17 protein-coding genes and 1 pseudogene are annotated in these 25,140 nt (G+C 69.9%); 11 read left to right on the forward strand and 7 right to left on the reverse strand.

All coding sequences use genetic code 11. From position 1 onward, the window contains the following. The 5 genes and pseudogenes from AC1DXV_RS14130 to AC1DXV_RS14150 form a co-directional block, all read left to right on the forward strand. A partial coding sequence (locus AC1DXV_RS14130) for an ATP-binding protein (protein ID WP_477934095.1) occupies positions 1-3,648 on the forward strand: 3,648 nt, incomplete at its 5' end. Between the two features lie 34 nt (positions 3,649-3,682). After that, positions 3,683-5,545 (forward strand): cytochrome P450 family protein, encoded by a 1,863-nt coding sequence (locus AC1DXV_RS14135; protein ID WP_477867529.1) that lies wholly within the window; start codon positions 3,683-3,685, stop codon positions 5,543-5,545. Next, a complete protein-coding gene (locus AC1DXV_RS14140; protein WP_477867531.1) occupies positions 5,542-7,029 on the forward strand; it encodes a hypothetical protein in 1,488 nt (495 codons plus the stop codon). Before AC1DXV_RS14135 ends, AC1DXV_RS14140 begins: the two co-directional genes overlap by 4 nt. Further along, a pseudogene (locus AC1DXV_RS14145) lies at positions 7,026-8,292 on the forward strand (hypothetical protein); the annotation flags it as partial. The gene AC1DXV_RS14140 and the pseudogene AC1DXV_RS14145, both read left to right, overlap by 4 nt. An 890-nt stretch (positions 8,293-9,182) precedes the next feature. Next, positions 9,183-9,545 (forward strand): hypothetical protein, encoded by a 363-nt coding sequence (locus tag AC1DXV_RS14150; protein WP_477868907.1) that lies wholly within the window; start codon positions 9,183-9,185, stop codon positions 9,543-9,545. 412 nt (positions 9,546-9,957) lie between these two features. Here the strand turns inward: AC1DXV_RS14150 and AC1DXV_RS14155 are convergent, their stop codons facing one another. The 3 genes from AC1DXV_RS14155 to AC1DXV_RS14165 are packed head-to-tail and all read right to left on the reverse strand — an operon-like array spanning position 9,958 to position 15,213. After that, on the reverse strand, positions 9,958-10,530 hold the full coding sequence (locus AC1DXV_RS14155; RefSeq protein ID WP_477934097.1) for a hypothetical protein: 573 nt from the start codon (positions 10,528-10,530) through the stop codon (positions 9,958-9,960). Then, positions 10,508-12,883, reverse strand: a complete 2,376-nt coding sequence (locus tag AC1DXV_RS14160) for an RHS repeat domain-containing protein (protein WP_477934099.1) — start codon at positions 12,881-12,883, stop codon at positions 10,508-10,510. Before AC1DXV_RS14160 ends, AC1DXV_RS14155 begins: the two co-directional genes overlap by 23 nt. After that, positions 12,880-15,213 carry a DUF6531 domain-containing protein gene (locus AC1DXV_RS14165; protein ID WP_477934101.1) on the reverse strand — a complete coding sequence of 778 codons (2,334 nt, stop codon included), beginning with the start codon at positions 15,211-15,213 and terminating at the stop codon, positions 12,880-12,882. Before AC1DXV_RS14165 ends, AC1DXV_RS14160 begins: the two co-directional genes overlap by 4 nt. On the opposite strand from AC1DXV_RS14165, the gene AC1DXV_RS14170 reads away from it, so the two are divergent. Continuing rightward, complete coding sequence (locus AC1DXV_RS14170) at positions 15,200-15,379, forward strand: hypothetical protein (RefSeq protein WP_477934103.1); 180 nt, start codon at positions 15,200-15,202, stop codon at positions 15,377-15,379. The genes AC1DXV_RS14165 and AC1DXV_RS14170 overlap by 14 nt on opposite strands. A gap of 19 nt (positions 15,380-15,398) precedes the next feature. On the opposite strand, the gene pdxR is transcribed toward AC1DXV_RS14170, so the two are convergent. Beyond that, entirely contained in the window at positions 15,399-16,874 is a 1,476-nt protein-coding gene (pdxR, locus tag AC1DXV_RS14175) for a MocR-like pyridoxine biosynthesis transcription factor PdxR (RefSeq protein ID WP_477934105.1), read from the reverse strand. A gap of 102 nt (positions 16,875-16,976) precedes the next feature. Here pdxR and AC1DXV_RS14180 point away from each other — a divergent pair, with 102 nt between their 5' ends. Then, a complete protein-coding gene (locus tag AC1DXV_RS14180) occupies positions 16,977-17,564 on the forward strand; it encodes a GNAT family N-acetyltransferase (RefSeq protein WP_477873144.1) in 588 nt (195 codons plus the stop codon). Positions 17,565-17,571: 7 nt separating this feature from the next. Here the strand turns inward: AC1DXV_RS14180 and AC1DXV_RS14185 are convergent, their stop codons facing one another. Next, positions 17,572-19,062 (reverse strand): leucine-rich repeat domain-containing protein, encoded by a 1,491-nt coding sequence (locus AC1DXV_RS14185; RefSeq protein WP_477934107.1) that lies wholly within the window; start codon positions 19,060-19,062, stop codon positions 17,572-17,574. Between the two features lie 123 nt (positions 19,063-19,185). On the opposite strand from AC1DXV_RS14185, the gene AC1DXV_RS14190 reads away from it, so the two are divergent. The 4 genes from AC1DXV_RS14190 to AC1DXV_RS14205 all read left to right on the forward strand — a co-directional run bounded on the left by AC1DXV_RS14190 (position 19,186) and on the right by AC1DXV_RS14205 (position 23,058). Then, positions 19,186-21,669 carry a DEAD/DEAH box helicase gene (locus AC1DXV_RS14190; RefSeq protein ID WP_477869521.1) on the forward strand — a complete coding sequence of 828 codons (2,484 nt, stop codon included), beginning with the start codon at positions 19,186-19,188 and terminating at the stop codon, positions 21,667-21,669. 54 nt (positions 21,670-21,723) lie between these two features. Further along, positions 21,724-21,906: a DUF6496 domain-containing protein gene (locus tag AC1DXV_RS14195; protein WP_477869519.1), complete on the forward strand. Its 183-nt coding sequence runs from the start codon at positions 21,724-21,726 to the stop codon at positions 21,904-21,906. 175 nt (positions 21,907-22,081) lie between these two features. Beyond that, on the forward strand, positions 22,082-22,453 hold the full coding sequence (locus AC1DXV_RS14200) for a helix-turn-helix domain-containing protein (protein WP_477869517.1): 372 nt from the start codon (positions 22,082-22,084) through the stop codon (positions 22,451-22,453). After that, positions 22,450-23,058, forward strand: coding sequence for a VapC50 family PIN domain-containing toxin (locus AC1DXV_RS14205; RefSeq protein WP_477934109.1), 609 nt, complete (start codon positions 22,450-22,452; stop codon positions 23,056-23,058). The genes AC1DXV_RS14200 and AC1DXV_RS14205 overlap by 4 nt, the downstream gene beginning before the upstream one ends. On the opposite strand, the gene AC1DXV_RS14210 is transcribed toward AC1DXV_RS14205, so the two are convergent. Both AC1DXV_RS14210 and AC1DXV_RS14215 read right to left on the reverse strand, forming a co-directional pair. Continuing rightward, positions 23,024-24,538 carry a TIGR01777 family oxidoreductase gene (locus AC1DXV_RS14210; protein ID WP_477934111.1) on the reverse strand — a complete coding sequence of 505 codons (1,515 nt, stop codon included), beginning with the start codon at positions 24,536-24,538 and terminating at the stop codon, positions 23,024-23,026. The genes AC1DXV_RS14205 and AC1DXV_RS14210 overlap by 35 nt on opposite strands. An 11-nt stretch (positions 24,539-24,549) precedes the next feature. Further along, positions 24,550-25,140: DUF4166 domain-containing protein (locus AC1DXV_RS14215; protein ID WP_477934113.1), on the reverse strand; the 591-nt coding region annotated here is incomplete at its 5' end.

The raw sequence follows: 25,140 nt of genomic DNA on the forward strand, positions 1-25,140 counted from the left end.
GTGCGGCGCGTGCCGCGGCGCGGGCCGCTGCAGGTGCTGCGGCTGGGCGATGCGGCCGGCCGCGCCGAGGCGACCCGGCCGGTGCTGCCGGCGCTCGACAGCCCGGCCGTCGTGTCGACCTCGCTGGCGCGCGATGCCGTGCCGGCCGATGCGATCGCCGGGCTGCTGGCCGGGCACGACGTGATCCGCCTCGACAGCGGTGCGCCGCACGAGCTGCTGGCCGGCGTGACCTGGCTGCGCCCGCCCAAGCTCTTCGTCGTCGGGCAGGTGCCCGGGCTGCAGCTGGCACCGCTCGCGCAGCAGCTGGCGGTGCTCGGGGCGAGCCTGCTGGTCGTGCCGCCCGGCGACGCCAGCCCTGACGGCAAGGATGCCGGCTGGTTCGGCGCGCTGTGCGAGCGCCTTGCGCAGGCCCAGCCGATCGCCGAGGCGGTGCGCGCCGTGCGCGGCAGGCCCGGTGCACCGTGGCTGCAGCTGTACGGCGATGGCGATGCGGTGCTGGTGCTGCCCGACGCCCGCGCATCGGCCGGCAACGATGCGCGCCAGGTCACCTCGCTGTCGTTCGACTTCGTCGATTCCACCGGCTGGCTGCACCGGCTGGGCAGCGAGCGCTATGCGAGCCTGCTGGCCGAATTCCACCAGCGCTGCATCGCGCAGATCGAGCGCCACGGCGGCGTCGCCGACGATCCGCAGGGCGACGACGGCGTGATGTCGTACTTCGGCTACCCGGCCGCCAGCGAGCGCAGTGCCGAGCAGGCGGTGGCGGCGGGCCTCGCGATCGTGCAGTCGGTGGCCGGCATGTCGACGCCGGTGCAGGTGCGCATCGGCATCGCCACCGGGCGCGTCTCGGTGATGGCCGGCCAGCCGGTCGGCGTGTCGATCCACCTGGCCGCGCGGCTGCAGAGCAAGGCGGCGCCGGGCACGGTGCTGGTCTCCGACATGACGCTCGCGCTGGTGCAGCACCGCTTCACGGTGCAGCCGCTGGACGGCGTGCTGGCGCTGAAGGGCATCGAGGGCGCCCAGCGCGCCGGCGTCGTGCTGCACGACCGCAAGGAGCACCGGCTCGACGCGCTGCCGCGGCTCACCCCCTTCGTCGGCCGCGACGACGAGCTCGCCGCGCTCGGGCGCCACTGGGACGCGCTGCACGACGGCGCCATGCGCGTGGTGCAGCTGCGCGGCGATGCCGGCATCGGCAAGTCGCGGCTGGTGCGCGAGTTCCGCCACGGCCTGAAGGCGCGCGGCGCGCGCTCGTTCGAATGCCGCTGCCTGCCCGATCACGCGAGCAGCGCCTTCCATGCGGTGATCGACGCGATGCACCACTGGCTGGGCCTGCGCGACGACGACGACGGGCCGGCGCGCCTGCGCAAGCTGGCCGACGCGCTGCCGCCCGGCCTGGACCCGGCGCAGGCGCTGCCGGTGCTGGCCGCGCTGCTCTCGCTGCCGGGCGAGCCGCTGGCCGGCACGCCGGAGCGCTTGCGCGAACGCACGCTGGCGACGCTGGTCGAGTGGTTCCAGCGCGCGGCGCAGGCGCGGCCGGTCTGCCTGGTGGTCGAAGACCTGCACTGGGTCGACCCGTCGACGCGCGAGTTCCTCGGCCGCCTGCTGGCTGCCGGCGGGCAGGCGCCGATGCTGGTGCTGCTGACCGAGCGCAGCGCGACCGACGATGCCGCTTCTTCCGCGGCCTCCTGGCAGCCGCCGGTCGTGCACCAGACGATCGAGCTGCACGGCCTGCGCCCCGACGAGTCGCGCCGGCTGCTGAAGCAGGCCTGCGGCGAATCGCTGCTGCCGGCCGGCGTGGTGCGGCTGCTGGCCGGGCGCTCCGACGGCGTGCCGCTGTTCCTCGAGGAATCGGCGCGCATGGCGGTGGAGCAGAGCGCGACGCTCGACGAGGTGCTGCCGCAGGCGCTCGACGTGCCAGGCAGCCTGCAGGACCTGCTGATGGCGCGCCTCGACCGGCTGGGCCCGGCGCGGGCCGTCGCGCAGTTCGGCGCGGTGCTCGGGCGCGAGTTCCCGGTCGCGCTGCTGGAGCAGGTGCTGGCGCACGGCGGCCGGCCGATGACGCCGCAGGAACTGAGGGCGCAGCTCGACCTGATCGAGCAGTCGGGGCTGCTGACCAGCGTCGGCGGCAACGAGGCGGGCGGTGGCCCGGGCGAGCGGCGCTGCGCCTTCAAGCACGCGCTGGTGCGCGACATCGCCTACCAGTCGCTGTGGACGCGCGACCGCCAGCAGGTGCACCGCGCGGTCGCGGCGGTGCTGCGCGCCTCGTGGCCCGAGCTGGCGCAGCGCCAGCCCGAGCTGCTGGCCCATCACCAGACCGAGGCGGGCCTGGCGGCCGAGGCGCTCGGGCAGTGGGAGGTGGCGGCACGGCTCGCGGCCTCGCGCTCGGCGCACGACGAGTCGATCCAGCACCTGCAGCGCGCGCTCGCGCTGCTGGGGAGCCAGCTGCAGGAACCAACGCAGGAACTGACGCAAGAGAGGGAACGGCGCGGCATCGAGCTGCGCCTGCAACTGCTGCTCGCGTCGCGCTACATCGCGACCGAAGGCTATGGTGCGCCGCCGGTCGAGCGCGCCTATGCCCGGGCCGAGCAGCTGGGCGACGAACTGGGCGACCCGGTCGCGCAGCTGAAGGCGCAGCTCGGGCTGGAGGGCTACCACTTCATGCGCGGCGATTTCGGGCGGGCGCACGAGATCGCGCGGCGTGCCGAGGCGCTGGCCGAGCAGGGCGGCGACCCGATGGCGCGGCTGCAGGTGCGCTGGGCCACGGCCAACATCCTGTTCCACGAGGGCCATGGGCTGGCCGCGGTGCAGCGCATGGACGAGTGCCTGGCGGTGTACCGGCCGGAGCACCACCGCCGCGCCGCGGTGCAGGACCCGGGCGTGATGTGCCTGTGCTACTCGGCCTGGGGCCAGTGGGAGCTCGGCCACCCGGACGACGCGCTGGCGCGCATCGACCGCGTGCAGCAGCTCGCGCGCTCGCTCGACCACAAGTTCAGCCTCGGCGAGGCCTTCGGCTTTGCCGCCAACGTGCACCGCTACCGCGGCGAGCACGCGCAGGCGCTGGCCTGCGCCGAGCAGGCGATCGCCATCTGCGACGAAGGCGGCTTCGCGGTGTGGCTCGCGCATGCGCACGTGATGCACGGCTGGCTGCAGTGCGAGCGCGGACGGCACGACGAGGGCGTGGCCGAGATGCGCGAGGGCCTGGCGCTGTGGGCGCGCAGCGGCGCCGTCGTCACGCGGCCGCTGTACCTGACGCTGCTGGCCGAGGGCCTCGCGCGCGGCGGCGACCTGGTGCAGGCGCTGGCGCGGCTCGACGAGGCCATGGGCATCGTGCAGGCGCACGGCGAGCGCTACTACGAGGCCGAGGTGCGCCGCTTGATCGCCGAGCTGACGCTGCGCCGCGACGGCCCCTTGCTGCCGGCGGCACGCCGCGTGGCCGAGCAGGGCCTGCGGGCGGCGCACGAGCTGGCGATGCAGCAGCACAAGCGCGGCTTCGCGCTGCGCAGCGCCACCAGCCTGGCGCGGCTGTGGCACGAGGACGGCCGCACGCGTGAGGCGCTGCAGCTGCTGAAGCCGGCGTACGGGTCGTTCACCGAGGGGCTGGAGACGCACGATCTGCGACAGGCGCGAGAGCTGCTGCGGTCCATCAGTTGAATTGAGCTCTTGACGCGGCAACGCGGGAGGTGGGATGACGACCGACAAGAAGTTCCGGCCCGAGCTGGTCGATCTGCCGACGTGGTTCAAGGCGACGACGACCGACTACGTGCGCAACCGCATGCTGTTCGACTGGCTGTGCGACTGGCGCAACCTGCGGCCGCACGATCCGGCGAGCCTGCCGCCGCAGCGCGATGTGCTGTTCGAGCAGTTGCTGCAGCCTTCCGGCCGGCACGGCGTGCTGGAGTTTCCAAGCCGCGCGATCCACCATGTGAACGAATACGAGCCGGAGGCCAGCCCGCTGCGGAGCGACCCGACCTTCGGGCACAAGAAGGTGAAGCTGCTGATGCGGGCGGATCACATCGCGGCCGTGCTGGGCGATGACAAGGCCTTCAGCAACGAGGCCTACAACAAGCTCGGCTCCGGCACCTTCCTGCTCGGGCTCGACCCCGAGTCGCTGCGCAAGCGCCAGCGCAGCGCCGCCGCGCAGGCGCTGCACTACGTCGACGCGCAGACCGTGCCGAAGCTGGCCGCGCTGGCGGTCGACGAAGCCGAGCCGATCTGGCTGCGTGCACCGAGCTTCGACCTGGCGCAGTTCGCCGAGCAGGCGGCGTTGCGCTTCTGCAGCCGGCTGTTCGGCTTCGCGACCAGCGACTACCCGCTGCTCGAGAAGGCGCTGCGCGGCGCGTACATGGCGCTGACGCACCAGATCCTGGGTCGGCATTTCGTCAGCGATCCCGCGCCGCTGGCCGGCGCACGCGAGCCGATGGCCGCGTTGTTCGCGCGCGCCTGCGAGCTGATCGACGAGTACCAGCGCGACCCGAACAACCTGCCGACCGGCGTGGACCTGCGGATAGACGTGGCGCACGGGTTCGTCCCTGCGATGCGCCGCCTCGCCGGCCATGCCGGCGACCTGAGCGGCGAGGAACTGGGCGTGGTCGTGGTCGGGGTGATGTCCGGGGTGGTCGGCAACGTGCAGGCGGCGGTGTGCTCGGCGCTGCACGAGTTCTTCAGGAACGGGCTGGTCGAGCGGCTGCGTGACTCGACGAAGCCGCACCGGGACCTGTGGCCGTGGATCGCCGAGGCGCTGCGGCTGCACCCGCCAGCGGCCTACCTGCCGCGCCGGGTGATCGCGGAGCTTCCGCTGGCGGGCGGCGCGAAGCTGGAGCCGGGCGACGAGTGCCTGCTGTCGATCGTCGCGGCATTGCGTGCCAAGGGCACGGCGTTCGCGAACCCACCCCCCGCCGAAGCCGACCCGCTGATCTTCGGGCTGGACAGCGGTTCGCCGCCGCACGGCCTGCATGCCTGCATCGGCAACATGCTGGCCCGGCCGCTGATCACCGAGATCGTGCGCCGCGTGCTGCAACTGCGCGGCCTGGCCGAGGCGCTCGACCCGGAGGACGGCACGGTGGCCGGCCTCGAGCGACGCTGGGGCTTCACGTGCAAGCGCTACCCGCTGACCTGCCGGCGCGATCGCCAGCATGCGCTGAACGTGTCGATGCGCGTGAAGACGCCGATCGCCGTGCATGCCGAGGCGCTGAAGGCCGTGATCCGTGCTGGCGCGCCGCGCATCGAGACGGCGCTGCTCGAGTCGCGGCACATCCATTTCGCATGGTTCGAGTTCATCGAGAACGACAACCGGCTGGTGCTGCACACGGTGTACGACGGCCTGTTCGAGTCGTACATCGAGCACTTCGCGCTGGCAGTGGGCGAGCTGTTCGACAAGATCTTCGAGCACGTCGAGGACGCGCCGCCGATGCCGGTCAACAAGTACCCCGGCGCCTTCATCGACCTGATCCGGCGCAACGACCGGCCGGTGGCGGAGGGCTACTTCTTCAGCGCCTATCCGGCCGCCGAGACGGCGCAGATCCGGCGCGTGCTGGGGCTCAAGCCATGAAGGCGCAGCCGCTCATGCCGGCCACGGCGCGCACGCAGTTCGGGCCGCAATTCGATCATGTGCAACGCATCGTGCTGCGCGCGCCGAAGCAGCGGATGGTGCAGCACCTGCTGCTCAGGTTCAACGGGACGGGCTCGCAGGCGCGCCGGTTCCTCGCCGCGCTGGGCAAGGAGGTGACGTACCAGCCGGCCGAGCGCGACTGGCCGGGTTCGCAGCTGAGCATCGGCTTCACCTACCGCGGGCTGGAGGCGTTGAAACTGCCGCTGCGCGTGCTGCTGGTGCTGCAGAAGCTCGCACCGTCGTTCCACCTCGGGGCGCCGGTGCAGGCCGCCACGCGGCTGGGCGACACCGGATCGAGCGCGCCGGACCGCTGGGACCCGGCCTTCCAGCTGGAGGCGCTGCATGCCGTGATCAGCCTGCACCATGAGGACGATGCCTCGGTCGTCTGGCTGCTCACGCGGGTGTTCGCACTGGCCCGGGGGTTCGAGGTGCAGGTCCACGGCGCCCGGCTGCGCGGCGAGAACTTCTCGCAGGGCGCATCCGGCGAGCGCTGGGTGCACTTCGGCTACCGCGACGGCCTGTCGAAGGTCGGCATCCATGGCTGGTCGCTCGATCCGGACAACCCGCCGCCGGAACAGAAGAAGCTGGAGGAGGTCTCGATGCACCACCCCGGCGAGTTCCTGCTCGGCCACCCGGACGACGGCGGTGCGAACCCGTGGGCGCTCGCCACGCAGCCGCAGGCCGTGCGCTCGTTCTTCTGCGAGGCGAGCTTCGGTGTGCTGCGGCAGATGGAGCAGAACGAGCCGGCGTTCCGCGGCTATGTGAAGGAGCGGGCGCAGCAGCTGGTCGAGGGCAGCGGTGGGGCGCTCGGCGAGCCGGCCGCCATCGACCTGGTGCAGGCCAAGCTGTGCGGCCGCTTTCCGGACGGGCGGCGCATCGATCCGCAGACGCAGGCGAAGGCTGCCGGCGAGCCCGAGGACGATTTCAACTACGAAGGCGATCCGGACGGCCAGGGCTGCCCGTTCGGCGCGCACATCCGGCGCATGAACCCGCGCGGTGGCGAGATCGCGCACCACCTGCGTCGCCGCCCGCTGCTGCGGCGCGGCGCGCCGTACGGGCCGACCTGGGAAAAGGACAAGACGGCCGAGACCGGGCGCGGCCTGCTCGGCCTGTTCTTCTGCAGCAGCATCGAGAACCAGTTCGAGCACCTGCTGGGCGAGTGGGCCGACCGGGTGCCGATGGGCAGCCGCGACGCAGGCCGCGCGAAGGATCCGCTGGCCTCCCACCATGAACAGCCCGACGCGAAGCTCGTGCTGCCCGGCGATCCGGAAGGGGTGAAGGCGTTCGACGGCCTGAAACCGTTCGTGCGCACGTGCGGCACGGCCTACCTGCTGTACCCGACGCGCGACGGCCTGGAGCAACTGGCGACCGAGGACCATGGCCACCTGTGGGTCGACGCGGTGGACCGGGAAGCCTTCGAATGACCGCGCCGCTGCTCGACACCGGCGAAGACTTCGTCGAAGTGCCCGAGCCGCTGACCGAGCGTCCGCCCGCCGACCGCTTCTGCGACCTGGTGCTGACGGGCGGTGTCGCGAGCGGCGTCGTCTACCCGTGGGCGATCCTCGAGATCGCGCGCGCGTTCCGCTTCAAGAGCATCGGCGGCACCTCGGTGGGCGCGATGRCGGCGGCGCTCGCGGCGGCGGCGGAGTACGGCCGGCGCAACGGCTACGACGACGGCTTCGAGGTGCTGCGACGCGCGCCGGGCGACCTCGCGAAGCCGGGGCCGCGCGGGCTGCGCACGAAGATGCTGTCGTTGTTCCAGCCGGCGGCTGAGGGGCAGCGGTTGTTCGACCTGTTCGTCGGCGCGGTCGACATCTACGGCGAGACGCGCCGCAGCCGCGTGCCGCGCTGGGTGCGGCTGCTGTGGCCGATTCTGTCCAGCTACCGCGTGCCGGCCTTGTGGGGAGTCGCCCTCGGCCTGTTGATCGGCCGGGGCAACCTGCTCGCGTTGCTGCTCGCGGTACCGGTCTGCGTCTTGCTGGCCGTCGTCTGGTACGGGCTGCGGCCCGATCTGATCAAGGGCCTGGTGAAGAACGACCTCGGCCTGTGCCGCGGCAAGACGCAGCCGGGCCGCGACCCGAAGACCGACCCCGGTCTCGTCGAATGGCTGGACAAGGGCATCCAGCTCGCTGCCGGCCTCGGCCGCGAGGATGCACCGCTGACCTTCCGCGATCTGTGGTCGGCTCCGGCCTCGCCGGGCTCGCCGCGCGTGGCGGTGTGCGATGGCGACGATCGCCGGCTGCGCTCGATCAACCTGGAACTGATCACGACGAACGTGACGCACGGACGGCCGTACCGGCTGCCGCTGCAGGACGAGACCGACCGCGTGTACTTCCGGCGCGAGGACATGGAGCGGTTCTTCCCGGAACGGGTGGTCGCGGCGATGAGGAAAGCGGCGCGACCGTATGCACCGACGAGCGACTTCGATCCACCGGCCGGCGAGGGCGCGAAGAGCGAGGGCCTGTTTGAACTGCCGCGCGGCGACCTGCCGATCCTCGTCGCGGCGCGCCTGAGCCTGAGCTTTCCGCTGCTGTTCTCGGCGGTGCCGCTGTGGGCGGTCGACCACGAGATGCCGCGCGAAGAGAGGGTGCTCAAGCGCTGCTGGTTCTCCGACGGCGGGCTGTGCTCGAACTTCCCGATCCACCTGTTCGATGCGGCGGTGCCGCGCTGGCCGACCTTCGGGCTGTGGCTGGGCCAGCGCAACCCATTCCGACGCAACCAATTCGTCTGGTTGCCGAAGACGCACCTGCAGGGCAGCCGCGACAGCTGGCAGCGTTTCGACCCGACCGACGACGGCACGCGGCTGCAGGCGCCCGAGCGGGTGCACAAGCCGCTGGGTTTCCTCGCGGGCTTCCTGCTGGCGGCCGGACTCACCGCGAAGGACTGGCAGGACCGCAGCGCGATGCGCCTGGCCACCGCGCGCAACCGGGTCGCGCGGCTGGCGTTGCGGCCGGGCGAGGGCGAGCTGCACATCGGCATGCCGCGCAAGCGCATCCTGCGGATGGCGCGGCGCTACGGCACCGCGAGCGGAAAGTTGTTYGTCGAGCGCTATGCGGACGCGCCGGGCGAGCGGGCGACACCGGCGTGGCAGGAGCAGCGCTGGGTGCGGCTGCAGGCGCTGCTGGTGGGCTTGCGCGGCTGGCTGAAGGGCGCGGCCTCGGCGGCGGCGAGCCAGGCGCACACGGTGCCCCTGCAGGAGGCGATCGAGGCGGCTCGGTGCGTGCGGCCGCTGCGCTGCCGCAAGCACGAGCCGGAGCAGCCGGACGAGCAGACGTGCCGCTGCGAGTGCCTGCTGGGGCCGGATGGCAAACCCGGCTGCAAGGACGAGACCCGGCCGCTGAAGCCCGACGAGGCGGCTCAGTTGCAGGCGCTGCTCGAAGGCGTCGAGGCGCTGGAGGCGAAGTTCCGAGAGAACGATGCGCCGCAGCCGTATCACCCGCTGCCGGCACCGGAGTTGCGGTTGCGCACGCCGGTGTAGTCATCACCCGTATGGAAGGCTCCGCCGGCCTTGGATCCATGGTTTGCTTGTGGCCCGAAGAAATCTGCCCAGGCTTTCCGCGCAAAGTCGGATGCACGATTGATCCACCAAGAATGCCCAACGGCCGTTCATGGACGGGCCGCAATCGTAGGTCATGATGAATGCTGGCTTGAAGATGTCCGCGATGAGCCGCTCGTCGCGACCGATGGACATCGAGAGCTGCTGATCTCCGGCATTCGAGTCGCACAGCTTGCATGTGAACTCAGCAGGGTTCACCTGCCATTCAGCAAGGCGCTGGCGCAGGCGTCGCAACGAGTCGATCCGAAGGACGACCTGCGGCAACTCGATCCGGAAGTCTCGAATCAGGGCGGCGTCCCTCAAGGGACGATCCCGTTGCCACATCTGCCGCTCGAGGGTCAGGGACCCAGTCAACTGTCCTTCGGTTTGCCAGGAACTTGCTGAACGACAGGCCATGCAGGCTCTTCCATCGGAGGACCTGATCGACCAAACTACAGGGTCCGGGTCGAGTTCAATCATGAGAGTCTGCCCGACCAGCAGATGACTTGTGAGGCCTTCCCGAGATGGGTGGCGCCGTGACCACGAACGCGGTATGAATCTGCCGTTCCTCGGTGCCATATCCCGCCTTCGACTCGGGCGACGACAAGCCCATGCGCGGCAGCCCGCAAGCACACTTCAATGGCCGCATCGACGTTCAGCTTCATGAGCGTGCGGCCATGCATGTCGAAGAAGTCCCGGGACGTGGTGTGAAGACGATTTCGTTCAAGCCGGGTCATCAACGATCTCCATTCACTTGACGAGGCGCTCGGTCGTGGGAGGTGTCCATCTCTTGAGGTAGTTGGCGGGATGCCCTCAGCTATGGAGTGTGGTACCCGGGGGCAAGGTCACTTCTTCGCTTGTCGCAGGGTTCCCGGCGACAGGCAGGGAGCGGAAACTGAGGCTCGAACAGCGCGGGCGAGAACGGAGCGCGAACGGAAACTGACCCGGGAGGAATTCCGGCGGCAACCACGACTTCTTGCCCCTCTCCTCCGCGAAGCACGAGACCGCACTCGACCATTACATCCTGGTCTTCGTAGATCAGTTTTTCGGCCCAGACCACGTCGATCGGCTGGAGTTCACTTCTATGGGTGACCACGGTCGTAGTTCCAGCTGGCGTCGAAAGGTGCGTCAAGCGGATGTTGAGGCTGCCGACCTCTTGCCACTCAGCTACCTCCGTGCAAGCAGAGGAAAACTCAAGCACGAATCCTGACTCGAAGACGAACGAAAGCTCCCAAGCCACCTRCAGCGTATGCCCTTCGGGCAAGACATAGGCGACCAATTTGCGGCCTTCCAGCAAGCGCCCGAGTGCTCCGCAATCAACTCCTTCGCACTGATACCTGAAGGCCCTCTTTCCGTTCGGCATCAACTCAGGGGTAGTGAAGGGTTTCATGGGGTCTGCTCCCGTTCGCTGGTATGTCAATGCTTTGTCCACCACTGCTGTTCTTTGGCCGGCCAAAAATCCCGTTCGCACCTATCAGACTCCCCGGCGGAGCCTTGTCGCCCGGTTGCCACGGACGCGCACCGCCGGTCAACTTCTGGAGATCGGCATCAAAGTCACCCGTCCCGCCGTACTCAGGTTTTAGTGGCCCGCTCGTGTGCTTCGTTCCACCCTTGTTGGGCCCGGCCCTTGGGTCCCCCTGATCCCCAACAAGAACGTCCGGAAGAGGAGGCACGTTGTCTGCCCCATTCTCATTGAACATCCGATCCCAGGCCCGCCCGAGCGCCTGCGCACAGCGCCCGTAGACATTGCTGACCGCCTCGCTGGCCGCCTGGATCGCGCGAATCGTCGCCTCGGCGAGCACCTTGTTCTCGGCGGTGCCCGGCACGGCCGCCGGCGGCAGCGGGATCGGCAGGCCCGGCATCGGGGCGTACTGCAGCCCGCTCGGGTCGACGTACCCGGTGGGCTGGCTGTCGACATAGCTGTAGGTGTTGATGCCGCCGACCAGCCCGATCGGGTCGGACTGGTGGTAGCGCCCGGTCTGCGGGTCGTAGTAGCGCTGGCCGTTGTAGAACAGCCCCGATTCGGCATCGGCGTACTGGCCGGGGAAGCGCAGCGGGAAGGCGAGCGGGCCGAGGCCGCTCGGGTCGATCTCGGGCGCGGTGCTGCCGAAGGGCTCCGCCAGCCAGCGCCAGCGCGTGGCGCCCTGCAGGTCGACGACGAGCCGCGGCGTGTCCAGGTGATCGGCGTGGATGAAGTGGATTCGCGGTGCCTCGCCGGCATTCGCTGCGGGCATCACGATCGCCACCGGGATGTGGCCGAGCCAGACGTATTCGCGCACCGCGGCGCCTGACGCGTCGTACTCGCCCAGCAGTTGGCCCTGGTGGTCGTGCACGAAGATCAGCGTGCCGGCGGCACTGCCGTCGCTCTTGCGGATGCGCTGCCCACCGGTGTCGTAGCTGTACGCGGTGGTGACGCCGTTGCGGGTCAGCGTGGCGAGCTGGCCGGCGAGGTTGTAGGTCGCGCCGTAGTCCGCGCCGATCACGTGGCCGGCGCTGTCGTGCGAGAAGCTGCGTGCCGGGTTGCTGATCGCATTGAGCCGGTTGCTCGCGGGTTCAACGGCGTAGCTGCTGGCGCTGCCGTTCAGGCTGAGCACATTGCGGTTGCCGGAGGCGTCATAGCTCAGCGCCCAGCTCGCGTGGGCGCTGCCCACGCTCGTCAGCCGGCCGTTGCCGTCGTAGCCAAACTGCTGGTCCAGCGCCGGCTGCGGCGTGCCGTCGGGCAGCCAGTGCGTGTAGCCCGCGACGCGGTCGGCCGCGTCGTAGGTGAGGTCGCGGAACATCGGCCCGAGGCGCTGGCGCACGATGCGCCCGCTCAGGTCGCGCCAGCGTTCGTGAGGCAGCGGGCCGGCCTGCATCTGCCAGGCCCAGCTGCGCACCGCGCTGCCGAAGGGCTCCCAGCGGATCTCGCCGAGCAGCGGCACGGCGGCATTGCCCGCATCGGTGGCGAAGCTCAGCGAGGTGGCCTGGCCTTGCGTGTAGCCGATGGACAGCACGCCGCCCGACGGATAGGTCAGCGCGGTCAGCTTGCCGCGGGTGTAGGTGTACGCAACGGTGTGCACGACGGGCGCGGGGTTGGCGCCGCCGACAGCCTCGATGCGCTGCACGGTGGCAGCAGGCCGGCCCTGGCCGGTGTAGCGGTACAGCGCCGAGCCGGCGGGGAAGCGGCTGCTGGTGAGGCGGCCACCGCCGTAGGCGAAGTCGGGGCCGGTCTGGCTGTACGACCAACCGAGACTCAGCTCCGCTTCACCCGGGCGGCTGAAGACGAGGCCGGTCAGCCGGTGATCGGGGTCATGACGGTAGGTGGCGAGAACACCGCGACTGTCGGTGCGCGCGCGCAGGGTGYCGTTCGCGTCCCACGTGAGCGTGGTGGTGCCGGTGTCGGGGCTGATCACCTGCGTGACGTCGCCGAAGCCGTTGCGCACGTAGCGTGTGGCCAACGCACGCGGGTCGGTGACCTGGGTGTTGCGGTTCAGGCCGTCGTAGGTGAAGCCGGTGCGGCCCTGCAGCGGGTCGGTCCGCGCCGTCAGCCGGTACAGCCGGTCGTAGGCGAAGCGGGTGTCGAGATTGAGCCCGGGCACCTCGGGGGCCTGCGTCTGCAGGGTCAGCTGGCCCTGGGCGTCGTACTCGTAGCGGGTGACCGGTGCCGGGGACACCGGCGCAGGGGGCAGCGATTGGGCGTTGGCATCGAAACACACCAGCGCGGCTGCGGCGAGAACCGGGAGCAGCATTCGCATCGTCATCATGGCCGCTCCACCTGTTGCTGCACGCGCCCGAGCAGATCGATGCTGCGAGCCAGTTGCCGGGTCAGCGCGCCGTCGGGGGCATTGATCGTTTTCCCGGTCACGTTGCCTGCGGCGTCGAGCTGGAAGCCGATGCGGTGGCCGAGGTGGTCGAAGGCCGCGGTCCGGCGATGCGCGTCGTCGTAGGCGTAGCCGACCCAGCCGCCGTCGCCATCGCTGATGCGGGTCAGCTGGCCGACCGGGTCGTAGGCGAAGCTGACTGCTTCGCCATCCACCGTCGTGCTCAGCAGCCGTTGCATCGCGTCGTAGGTGTTGTTCGTGACGCTGCCGTCGGGCGCGATGCGCTGCAGCACCTGCCCATGGCGGTTGTAGGCGGTGAACTGCGTCACGTCGCCAGTGGCCGTGGTGATGCGCTGGAGATCGCCCTGCGTGTGGTCGGCGGTGGTGTCGGCGTAGTGAACGTAGGTGGTGGTCGTTTCGCCGTTCGATCCCTGCTCGGTCGCGGTCAGAACCTGCCCGTACGCGTTGTAGGTCCAAAGGGTGACGCGATCCGGCTCGGCCTGCAGCGATGCACCGAAGCCGAGGTGTCCGTCGCCGTCCGTGGTGGACTGCACGACCTCCTTGCACAGCACGGCAATCGGCTTTCTGTCGGGCAACAGCGCATCGGCGGGGGCGCAGGCCGCCGGTGCCTGCGCATTGAAAGGGTCAGGCTGCCCGTTGTAGATGCGGGTCACGATGCGGCCGGGCTCGGCGCGCCGTGTCTCGAACCGCCAGTCCGGGTGCCACTGCCGGCTGAATTTGCGGGTGGTCGCAGGCAGCACGGCACCCTCGGCGAGCATGACTGCGCAGCTGTGCGAGGTGCTCAGTCCCTCGACGCGCCGGATCTGCCGACGCCTGTCGTCGTACGCAAGGCAGACGCGCGCCTGGTTGAAGTCATCCTTCTCGATGAGATTGCCGGCGCTGTCGTGCAGCCAGCGGCGCGTGGCGGCGGAACACCCGCTGCCGGCAGGCTGCGAGGCCGAGTTCAGGAAGGCCACGCCGCCCAGCGTCTGGTAGCCCAGCACGCGAGTCGCCCCCAGGGCGTCGGTCACGGTGGTCGAGCCCGCCGCATACGCCAGCACGGTTCGGTCGACACCGCCGGCACGTTCTGAACTCGTCGCGCGTCCGCTGTCGTCGAACGACCAGCTGGCGTGGCGTGCACCGTTCTGATCCTGCAAGCCCGTGAGTGCGCCCGGGAGCTGGTTCAGCTCGTGCAGGTAGGCTTTGGAGGCGCCGGCCGCGTCGGCCACGCGGCTCAGCGTCGAGATCCCGTTCGTTCTGACGTAGGCGTAGCGCGTCGTGGCACCTGCAACGTCTCGCAGCCAGGAGAGCCGGCCGTCGGCGTCGTAGCCGAGCGCGAGGCTGCGGCCGAAGGCGTCGTCCACCGTTGCCACGCGCCCCGCTGAATCGCGCGTGACGCGAGTCGTGTCGCCGCTCGCCGAGGTGATGCTCAGCAGCCGGCCTTGCGCATCGTAGATTTCGAGTTCGTTCGCTTCCGATCGATAGCGCCAGCCGTCCGGCAGAGTCTCCAGCGTCGATGCGTCCGTCGCATCCGGCGACCACCTGCCACCCGAGGCTTCGAAGCGCAGCGCCCTGCCGCTGCCGCGAATGACGTTGGCCTGCGTCGCTGCGCCATTCGAAGGCAAGGCCTCGATGCTGCGGGAAAAGCTGTGCTGCCAGCCGAGGCCGAGGATACCTTCCGTGCTGCCGGCGCTGCTGTAGAACCGCTGGAAGGCGAGCCCCCTCGAACGAGGCGCCAGGTAGTCGGCGTCGACCTGGAAGCTCTGGCCGGTCGCGATCACGATGGGGTCGCCGGCCAACGGGCGCGAGGTGCTGCTGCAGTCGTCGGCCGGGCGATCGTCTGGTGTGTTCCGGGCCGTCGCGAGCGCAGCCTTCTTGAAGCGGCCGTAGACCGCGATGGCGTCGCCGTTCTTTCGAACGACGAAGGTCGAGAACTGCAGTGCGTAGAACTTGTCGCTGTGTGTGGTGGCAGCGATGCCGCGCAGGTGGGCATCCACCTTGGTCAACACCTGGGCGAGGGCGTCGTCGGCACTGCTCGCGCAGCCGACGATCGTATCGTTGGGATAGTCGCGGTACCCGAATGGGGAGGGCACGCGCTGGCTCCCCAGAGAGCAGGCAAAGCGCTCGATGCTCACCGGCCCGATCTGGTAGAGGCGGTCGGTGGCGTCGTTGATCCAGCTGATGAACGCGGGATCCTGGAAGGTGCTCGCGACCTGGATCTCGGCATGCAGGCTGTTCTGCGCGCACAGCAACGCAGCGATGATCGTGAGCAAGGTGGCGCGCTGCAACAAGCGCGAAGAAGAATGGTGGGTCGGCACGGGAGGGGTGTCGCGGCGCGACAGGGCGATGGGGGCTGCAGTAGAGCAATCCCCTCACCGCACCGGTAGTGGCCATCTGGACCGCTTGCAAATCCTGAATGTGCAGGGCCGTTTCGCGTGAGCCGGGCGTCTGCCGACCGCTATGCCTTCGCGCGCGCCAGCTGCGACAACTTCCTGACCAGCGCCTCGAAGCGCTCTGCCGAGGTGTTGCCATACCCGAGCACGAGCCCGTTGTCCTCGGCCGCGGGCTGCAGCGCGAAGCTCGACAGCGCCGCCGGTGCCATGCCCTGGCGCAGTGCGGCGGCGGCAATGCGGGTGTCGGGGCAGTCGCTCGGCAAGCGCACGGTCAGGTGCATGCCGCCCTGGCCGCCGGCGATCTCGTGCGGCACGCGCAGGTGGCGCGACAGCGCATCGCGCAGCGCGACCTGCCGCTCGCGGTACAGCCGGCGCATGCGGCCGAGGTGCCGGCCGAAGGCGCCGCTCTCGATGAACTCGCCGAGCGCCAGCTGCTCGTGGCGGTGGCCGCCGCGCAGCAGCTGCCCGAGCGGTGCCTGCAGGCGCGCAGCGAGTGCTTCGGGCAGCACCAGGAAGCCGAGCCGCAGCGACGGGAACATCGTCTTGCTGAAGGTGCCCACGTACAGCACCGGCGCCTGCGCCACCAGGCCCTGCATCGCGCCGATCGGGTCCCCGGCGTGGCGGAAATCGCTGTCGTAGTCGTCCTCGATGATCCAGGTGCCGTGGCGCTGCGCGTTGGCGATCAGTTCGAGCCGGCGCGCGGCGCTCATCACCGCGCCCGACGGGTACTGGTGCGACGGCGTCGTGTAGATGAGCCGGGGCGGCCGCGCGGCCCAGTCGCTCGTGGGCACGCACAGCCCCTCGGCATCGACACGCATCGGCACGAGCTGCAGGTCGGCCGCATGCATCGCCGTGCGGGCCCCGCGGTAGCCGGGGTCTTCGACCCACGCGGTGTCGCCGGGGTTCGTCAGCAGGCGCGCACACAGCGCCAGCGCTTCCATCGCGCCCTCGGTGACGACCACTTGCGCGGGCTCGCAGCGCACGCCGCGGGCCACGCCCAGGTGGCGGGCGATCGCGTGGCGCAGCGCCGGCTCGCCGAGCGGATCGCCGTAGCCGAGCGCCGACGGGCCGGCGCGGCCGATTGCGCGATCCAGCGCGCGGCGCCATTCGGCCAGCGGGAACTGGGCCAGCGCGGGCACGCCGGGCCGCAGCGCCGCCTCGCCATCGGCGCGCGCCGGTTCGGACTGGATCGCCGCCAGCCGCCGGGCCATCACCGGCGGGGGGGCCGAGGCGGCACGCTGCACCGGCTGGCGCGGCGTACTGCGCGCCGGGCGCGTGAGCGCCGCCACCCGCGTTCCCTGGCGGTCGGGCAGCAGGTAGCCCTCGGCCGCGAGCAGGTCGTAGACGGCGGTGACGGTGTTGCGCGAGATCGACAGCGCCTCGGCCAGCGCACGCGAGCCCGGCAGGCGGCTGCCCGGTGACAGGTGCGCGCCGAGGATCGCCTGCTTCAGCCGGTCGTGCAGCTGGCGTTGCAGCGACGCCGGGCCGCGCTCGCGCGAGAGCGGTGCATCGAGCAGGGCCTGCGGCACGGGTGGGTTCATCGTGGCACCATGAAAATCAGGATCCGTGGCACTTTTCAAGGTGCCACACCGGCGCTACTGTAGAGCACCCTGACCCCTGAACTTCTCGCAAGGACGATGACGATGAGCTGGCTCACCCCCCTCCGACTGCAAGGCTCGCACGGTTCGCTGGAGCCGCTCTCGCTCGACCATGAGCAGGACCTGATCGCCGCCGTCAGCGATGGCGAGCTGTGGAACCTCTGGTACACCGCGATCCCCGCGCCGCGGGCGATGCGCGCCGAGATCGAGCGCCGCCTCGACCTGCAGCGCAAGGGCTCGATGCTGCCGTTCACGACCCGCGATGCCGCCGGCCGCGTCGTCGGCATGACGACCTTCATGAACATCGATGCGGTGAACCAGCGGGCGGAGATCGGCTCCACGTGGACGGCGGCGAGCGTGCAGCGCAGCGGCTTCAACACCGAGTGCAAGCTGCTGCTGCTGTCGCATGCGTTCGAGAAGGAGGCCATCGCGGTCGAGTTCCGCACCAACTTCTTCAACCAGCAGAGCCGCCGCGCGATCGAGCGCCTGGGCGCCAGGCTCGACGGCATCCTGCGCAGCCACCAGCGCATGCCCAACGGGCTGCTGCGCGACACCTGCGTCTACAGCATCACGCGGGCGGAGTGGCCGGCGGTGCAGGCGCACCTGCAGTGGCAGCTGGACAAGCCGCGCTGAGCGAGTTTCAAGTCCTTGCCGGCGACGTGAACAGCCCTGACGCCGCGTCGACGACCTGCCGCAAGGCCCAGCCGCTGGCAACGGCGCTGAAGGCATCGCTCAGCGGCGCGGCCAGGTCTCTCGGCAGCAGATGCCCACCTGCTTGTCCGATGAAGACGACTGCCCGCCCGGCGGCAAGGTGCAGGCGTTGGTTCTTCTTCAACGTGTTTTCGACCTCGATGGCATCTGCCGCGTTCATCGGCTTCGGACCGATCTCCAGCTCGGTCAGGCTGTGGTTCGTGAGGATCGCACTGACCAACGATCTGGGAATCTCCATCTTCTGGCTGCTCTTGTCGCGGGGCCATCGGGGATTGGACATGGCCAATGTGGTGACGAGGCAGTCCGCGTGGGACAGCAGCCCGGCCAGGATCTGGCAATCCTGTTCCGTGAAGTTGAACGAGTCCAGCTTCATCGATCGCCGTCCGCCGTGTGCGGCCAGGCCTTCCAGGACGGTTGTCTGCTGGGCCGGGTGTGATACCGCGCGGTCCCCGCACAGCTCGACGTGTTCGAGGGTCTTGTTCTTCTTCAGGGCCAGGTGAAGCGCGTTGGCGTTCGCATCGGTGCACCACGAGTTGCTTCCAAGACTCAGGTGCCGCAGCGTGGTGTTTGCGGCCAACGCCTCGCAGAAGGCACCGAATTCATCAGCGCTGGCTTGCTCGGGGTTCTGGTGCACCATCGTCAACCTGCTCAGCGTCGTGGATGCCTCGACGAGTTCGCTGATCGCCTTCAGACCGATCGTTCCCCATGGGTTGCGGCTCAGATCGAGGGTCTGCAGTGTCCCGCCGGACAGAATCGCCGTGGCGATCTTCTGAACGTCGGCCGGTTCGAGCGAACATCCCGCCATGCTCAGGGTCGTGAGGGCGACGCTGTGCCGCAGCATCGATGCAATCGCGTCGCCGGAGCCGGCGCCGCTGTTGCCGCTCAGCGTCAGTGACGTGACCGAGGTGTTGCCCTCCATCGCCTCGCAGAGAGTGGGGATGTTCGGCAAGTCGACGCTGGAGAGATGCAGTCCGCACAGCCGTCCCGTATGGACCATGCTGGCGAGAATGTCGCCTGCAGTCTGGTCCAGCGGCATTCCCGAGAGGTCGAGTTCGGTGCTGGCTGGCGCGTGGCTGCTCGCGAGCCAATGGCGCAGGCATCGCAGATCTTCTTGTTTCAGGCGGTGGTCATCGTCCTTGGGCGCCGACAGGTCGAGAAGTCCCACGTTGTCCGCATACCTCTCGAAACCGGAACCGTCCTCCGCAAGACGGTGTTCGCTGAGCCATGTCAAGGCCTCGAAGTCCGGCTCGGGCAGGCGCATGAAGTACAGAGCGGCATCGTGCCGTTGCTCGTCATCGTACGGAACGGTCAATCGCTGCATGACGCGTTCAAGCACCGCGTCCGGATCGCCCGCACGGCTGACAGACGCGGATGTCGGGTTGAGGAGGCGGGGGGCGGGGGGAAAGTTTCCGATGCTCATGGGTTGACGCCGTGACGAAGACCGCACTGAGTGCCTTGTCGGCGTCCATGGTTCCGCATGGCACGGCAGTCATGTGGCCGGGTGTTGCGAACAGGCCGCCACCGTCGCGCTGACAATCCCCGCATGCCCTTGCCCTCCGACCCGCCCATCACCGCCCCGCTGCGCCCCCGCCTCACCCTGCAGACCCTGACCCGCGGCGACGGCCTGCTCGGCATGCGCGCGATGAACGGCTTCGGCCCACGCAGCCAGAAACTGAGCGTCGCACGCATCGAATGGACCTACGAGGCGGCACCCGGCCTGCACTGGGAGACACCGGCGCCGACCAGCGTGCTCGGCAAGCGCCCCTCGCCGACCGAGCTGCTGCGCGGCGCCTGGAATGAGCGCGTCGTGCTCGAGCGCGACCTGGCCGGCGAGGCCGATGCGATGGACGCGCTCTGGTCCAGTGGCCTGCGCCCGCTGCCGATGCAGGCGCTGCAGTGGCGCAGCAGCGACGCCGGCGAAGGCCATCCGCAGCTGTGGACCCTGCCCGAGGAAGTGCAGTTCGGCGACTTCTGGCTCGACCAGGTGCCGCGCCTGCAGGGCCTGGGCTGGTCGGTGGTGGTGGCGCCGGGCTTCGCGCACATGAGCGCGCCGGTGGAGCGCTGGCGCCTGCTGATCGACCCGGTCACCGGCGCCGAGCAGGGGCGCGAGCTGGTCGATGCGCCGTCGCGACACCAGGTGCCGTTCGGCGCGCTYGGGCAGCCGAAGCGCGAAGCCTCGTTCATGGTGAGCCTCGGGATCGAGGTCGACGGCGAGCCGGTCGACCTGGCGCCGCTGCTGGTCGAGCTGTTCAAGCGCGAGCCGCGCTGGCTCGACGCCCGGCAGGTAGCCGACATCCCCGACGACAAGATCATCATGCTGCGCCGTGGCAAGGGCGGGCGCGGCATCGAATCGCCGGCCGGCCCGCTGAAGGCCATCGTCAGCGCGATGCTCGACCTGCTGACCGATCCGAAGCGGCAGGAAGGGCCGATGAAGCTGTCCAATTGGGAGGCCCAGCGCATCGAGGCGCTGCGGCTGAGCCTGATGGACACGCAGGCGGCGCGCGCCGGCGAGCACGGCCGCTGGCAGTTGCAGGGCGATGCCGGCCTCACCGAGCTGACGCAGCGGCTGCGCGCGGCCGGCACGCCACCGGCGGTGGAATCACCGGCGGGCCTCGGGCTCGAGCTGCGCGCGTACCAGCGGCACGGCGTGGCCTGGCTGCAGTACCTGCGCGAGCACCACCTCGCCGGCATCCTGGCCGACGACATGGGGCTGGGCAAGACGGCCCAGGTGCTGGCCCATTTGCTGATCGAGCAGCAGGCCGGGCGGCTCGACCTGCCGGCGCTCGTCGTGCTGCCGACCTCGCTGATCGCGAACTGGCAGGCCGAGGCGGCGCGCAACGCGCCGGCGCTGCGCGTGCTGACGCTGCAGGGCGCCGACCGGTCGAAGCGATTCGCCGACACAGCCGGGCACGACCTCGTGCTGACGACCTATCCGCTGCTGTGGCGCGACATCGCCACGCTCGCGCAGCAGCCCTGGCACCTGGTGGTGCTGGACGAGGCGCAGATGGTGAAGAACGCCGGCAGCCGCGCGGCCACCGCGCTGCGCCGGCTGCAGTCGCGCCACCGGCTGTGCGTGACGGGCACGCCGCTCGAGAACCACCTCGGCGAGCTGTGGGCGCATTTCGATTTCCTGATGCCGGGGTTTCTCGGCGACTCTCGCTCTTTCCAGCGAATCTGGCGCAAGCCGATCGAGACGCAGGGCGAGACGCTGCGCGCGCAACTGCTCGCGCAGCGCGTGCGGCCCTTCATCCTGCGCCGGCGCAAGGACGAGGTCGCGACCGAGCTGCAGCCGTTGACCGAGATGGTCCACCGCGTGCAGCTCGAAGGCCAGCAGCGCGCGCTGTACGAGAGCGTGCGCGTGGCCGCCGACGAGCTGGTGCGGCGGCTCTTGAAGCGCACCGGTTTCGGCGGCGCGCAGATCAGCATCCTCGATGCGTTGCTGAAGCTGCGCCAGGTGTGCTGCGACCCGTACCTGCTGAAGGGCACCGCGATGGCCCCGACGATGGAGCGCGCGAAGCTCGAGTGGCTGCGCGCGACGCTGCCGGAGCTGCTGGAGGAGGGCCGGCGCATCCTGGTGTTCTCGCAGTTCACCGAGATGCTGGGGCTGGTGGCCGACGAACTCGCCGCGCTGAACCTGCCGCACCTGATGCTGACCGGCGAGACGCCGCCCGCCGACCGCGGCGACGTGGTGCGGCGCTTCCAGCAGCGCGAGCTGCCGCTGATGCTGCTGAGCCTGAAGGCCGGCGGCGTCGGGCTGAACCTGACGGCGGCCGACACGGTGATCCACCTCGACCCCTGGTGGAACCCGGCGGTCGAGCAGCAGGCGACGGCGCGCGCGCACCGCATCGGCCAGGACCAGCCGGTGTTCGTCTACAAGCTGGTGGTGGAAGGCAGCATCGAGGAGCGCATGCTGGCGCTGCAGCAGCGCAAGGAGGCGCTGGCCGAAGGCGTGCTGGGCGTGGACGGCGAGGCCACGGTGAAGTTCAGCGAGGCCGACTTGAAGGCACTGCTGGCGCCGCTGGCCTGATGGGCATGTCGATTGCCGCGATGCGGTGAAGTCCATTCACCGAAGGAGAGCGACATGGCCACGAAGTACGGCAAGAAGGCATCCGAGAAGGTCGAGCGCGCGATGCACGAGCGCAACGAAGGCACGCTGAAGAGCGGCACCTCCGGCAAGAAGGTCACGAGCCGCGCGCAGGCGGTGGCGATCGGGCTGTCGGAGGCACGCAAGGCGGGGGCGAAGGTGCCCAAGAAGAAGTCGTAGCGGTGATGTGTCTGCGGGATGTTGTTTCGCGTATTTCGAGTGATTCGAGTACGATCGGCGCGTGAATTCCAAGTCATCAGCCTCCGAACGCAAGTCCGCTCCGTCACGATCCGCTCGATCGCCACGCGCTGAAACACCGTTGGTGTTGCGCGTGTCGATTCCGACAGATCGGTTGATGACGATCATCGGGCGCCACGTTCGATTGACCCCGGCCACACGCATGGCCATTCAGCGCGATCTGTTCGATGCGCTGCAGGGCGCGGATGTGGCACTGGCGGCGAGCGCGGAATCGCGCGACGTCGGCCAAACACAAGCCGATACCGTACTGAGCACCGAGCAAGCGGCAAAGTTGTTGGGCGTTTCGCGTCCGTTCGTGGTTCGTTTGATCGATGACGGCGCCATCGACCTGCATCAACGCGTGGGCAATCAACGCCGGGTGCTGAAGAGCGAGGTGCTGGCCTGGCAGGCTGCTGAACGGGTGCGCCAAGGGACGGCGCTGAAGCAGCTTGCAGGCGATCTTGACGACGAGATATTCGGCGCGCCGTGATTCCCGTTGTGGCCGATGCCGACACGTTGTTCGCGGCAACGACGCGGGGGCTGCTCGTCTACCTTGACTACCAGGGGGTGCTCAAGCTGCATTGGACCTCGATGATCCTGGAGGAGATGAGCCGGGCATTGGTCGAGACCGGCCGGAAGGCGAATGCTGTTGAAACCAGGGCCCTCGAAGATCGGCTGAACACAGCACTTCCAACGGCGATGCTCGACACGCGTGACGTTCAACGCATGTTCGCATCGGTGCAACCTGCGCTTCGCTCGGCCAAGGATGTGCATGTTGCGGCCTGCGCGCAATATCTGCTGCACTCCAAGGCGTATCCCGGAGAGCAGCACGTTGCCTTGGTGACACGCAATGTCCGCGACTTCAAGGTTCGAGCTTTGCAGGCGATGGGCATCGAAGTGCGGCGACCAGACGACTTTCTTTCTGCCCTGCTCGCAGCGTACGGGGCCGTCTTCATCGCGGCATTTCGCCAGTTCCGCATGGACCTGAAATCGCGTCCTGATCCACAGGCCATGCTCGAAGCATTGCGTCGTGACGGCCTGGACCAGACAGTGGCGATGCTCATTGCGGCGATGGCGTCTGGTGTGCAACTCTGAGTGGCGCGACAGTTCCCGCCAGGTCCTCCAGCGCCGCCCGAACCCCGGCAAACCTGAACCGATACCCCGCCGCCAGCGCCGTATGCGATACGGCGTTCTGCCCGTCGAGCAGCAGGGTCGCCATCTCGCCCGCCAGCGCGCGCAGCGGCGCCGCCGGCATGCGCAGCCGCACGCGGCGGCCGAACGAGGCGGCCATCGCCGTCGCGAACGCCGCTTGCGGCAGCGTCTCGGGTGCGACGCCATTCAGCGGGCCTTCGAGATCATCGCGGTCCATCGCGAAGCGGACCAACCCGACCGCATCGTCCAGGTGGATCCACGGCGCCGCCTGCCGGCCRCTGCCCAGCACCGCACCGAGCCCGCAACGCGCGGCCAGCGCCAGCATCGGGTACGCGCCATCGCCGCGGCCCRGCACCACGCCGAAGCGCATGCGCACGACCCGCACGCCCAGTGCCTCGGCACGCCGCGCCTCGTGCTCGATCGCGGCGCACAGGTCGGACTGGAACTGCCCCGGGCGCGCCGGGCTCGCCTCGTCGAGCGGCTCGAACGAGCCCTCCGGCGACGCGCCATAGAAGCCCACCGCCGATGCGCTCACCAGCACGCGCGGCGCCTGCTGCAGCCGCCGCATCAACCCGAGCAGCGCGGTCGTGCCGTCGACCCGGCTGGCCAGCAGCTCGCGCCGCCGCGCCGCGGTCCACGGCAGGCCGAGCACGCGGGCCCCGGCCAGGTGGACGACCGCGTCGATGCGCGTCTCCGACGGGATCGCCTCCAGGCTGTCGACCACCCACACGCCCGGGCCGAAGCCCGCGCGGGCCTGCCGCAGGTCGCGTGACAGCGCGATCACGCGCCGCCCGTCGCGCCGCAGGCTGGCCACCAGCGCGCTGCCGACGAAGCCGGTCGCGCCGGTGACAAGCACCGCCGGCTCGATGCGGTGCGAAGGCTGCGGCGTGGCTGCCGGTGCGGGCTGCACACGGCCGAGCTGCCGCACTGCCAGCGCATTGCGCACGCTCCACGCCAGCACGCCGACGCCGTACAGCGTGAACAGCCACGACACCCAGGCCTGCGTGCCATGCGGGGTCAGCACGAGGGCGCTCGGCTGCTGCGACCAGCCCCACAGCACCGGAGCAATCAGCGCGATGAAGGCGCCGTAGCTGATCGTCAGCAGCGTGTGCAGCAGCCGCTCGAACGGCGGCAGCGCGCGGGTGCGGTCTTCTTCCAGGAAATCCGCCAGCGTGATCACCACCTCGGCGGCCAGCAGCCCGGCCAGCACCGCGGCGAACGCACCGCGCCATTCGAACCAGCCGAGGCCGATGAAGACGATGCCGTAGATCGCCTCGCGCGCCGCGTGCAGCGAGAGCTCGTGGCGCGCCGCCGCGCGCTGCGGCAGCCGCGCCTGCAGCTCGTGGTGCCACAGGTTGTCGAAGGCGCCCATCAGGGCCTGGACGGACAGCAGGAGGAAGAGGGTGGTCATGGGGGTGTTCATCGCGGGTTCTCTCAGAGTTCAGTGTGCGGATCGGCGAACACGCCGGATTGGTGGAAGGTGCGGCCCCACAGCGGGTGCACCATCGACAGCGTGAAGCGGAAGAAGCCGCCGCCCAGGTCGGTGTGCATCACGCGGCAGGTGCCCGGTGTCAGCAGCGCCGGCACCGGCAGGCGCAGCCGGCCCCACACCAGCGAGAAGCCGCGGCTCTGGAAGACCAGCGAGCCACGCTCCTCGAAGACGTCGAGCGCCATGCTCAGGCCGCCGTCGGTGCGCTCGAACAGGCGGCCGTCGGCGTCGAGCTGCTTCGTCGAACGCACGGTGCGCACATGGCTCGCGCCCAGCATCGCGTTGCGGTGGAAGCCGCGCTCCCAGACGACGCCGCCGCGGCCGTCGTCGCTGACGCGCACCGTGGTCGTCACGCCGCTCGCCTGGATGCGCGTCAGCGGCCCGCCGAACAGCTGCGTCGCCAGCGCACACAGCGCGCCGATGCGCGAGCAGCCCAGCTCCAGGTGGCCGATGTAGGTGGTGTCGCCGTGGGCGCAGCCGAAACGGCGTTGCACCGCGGCCGGCAGCCGGGCCCAGCCGGCGGCGCCGACCAGCGC

It is taken from the genome of Rhizobacter sp. P3_C12 (assembly GCF_056402735.1).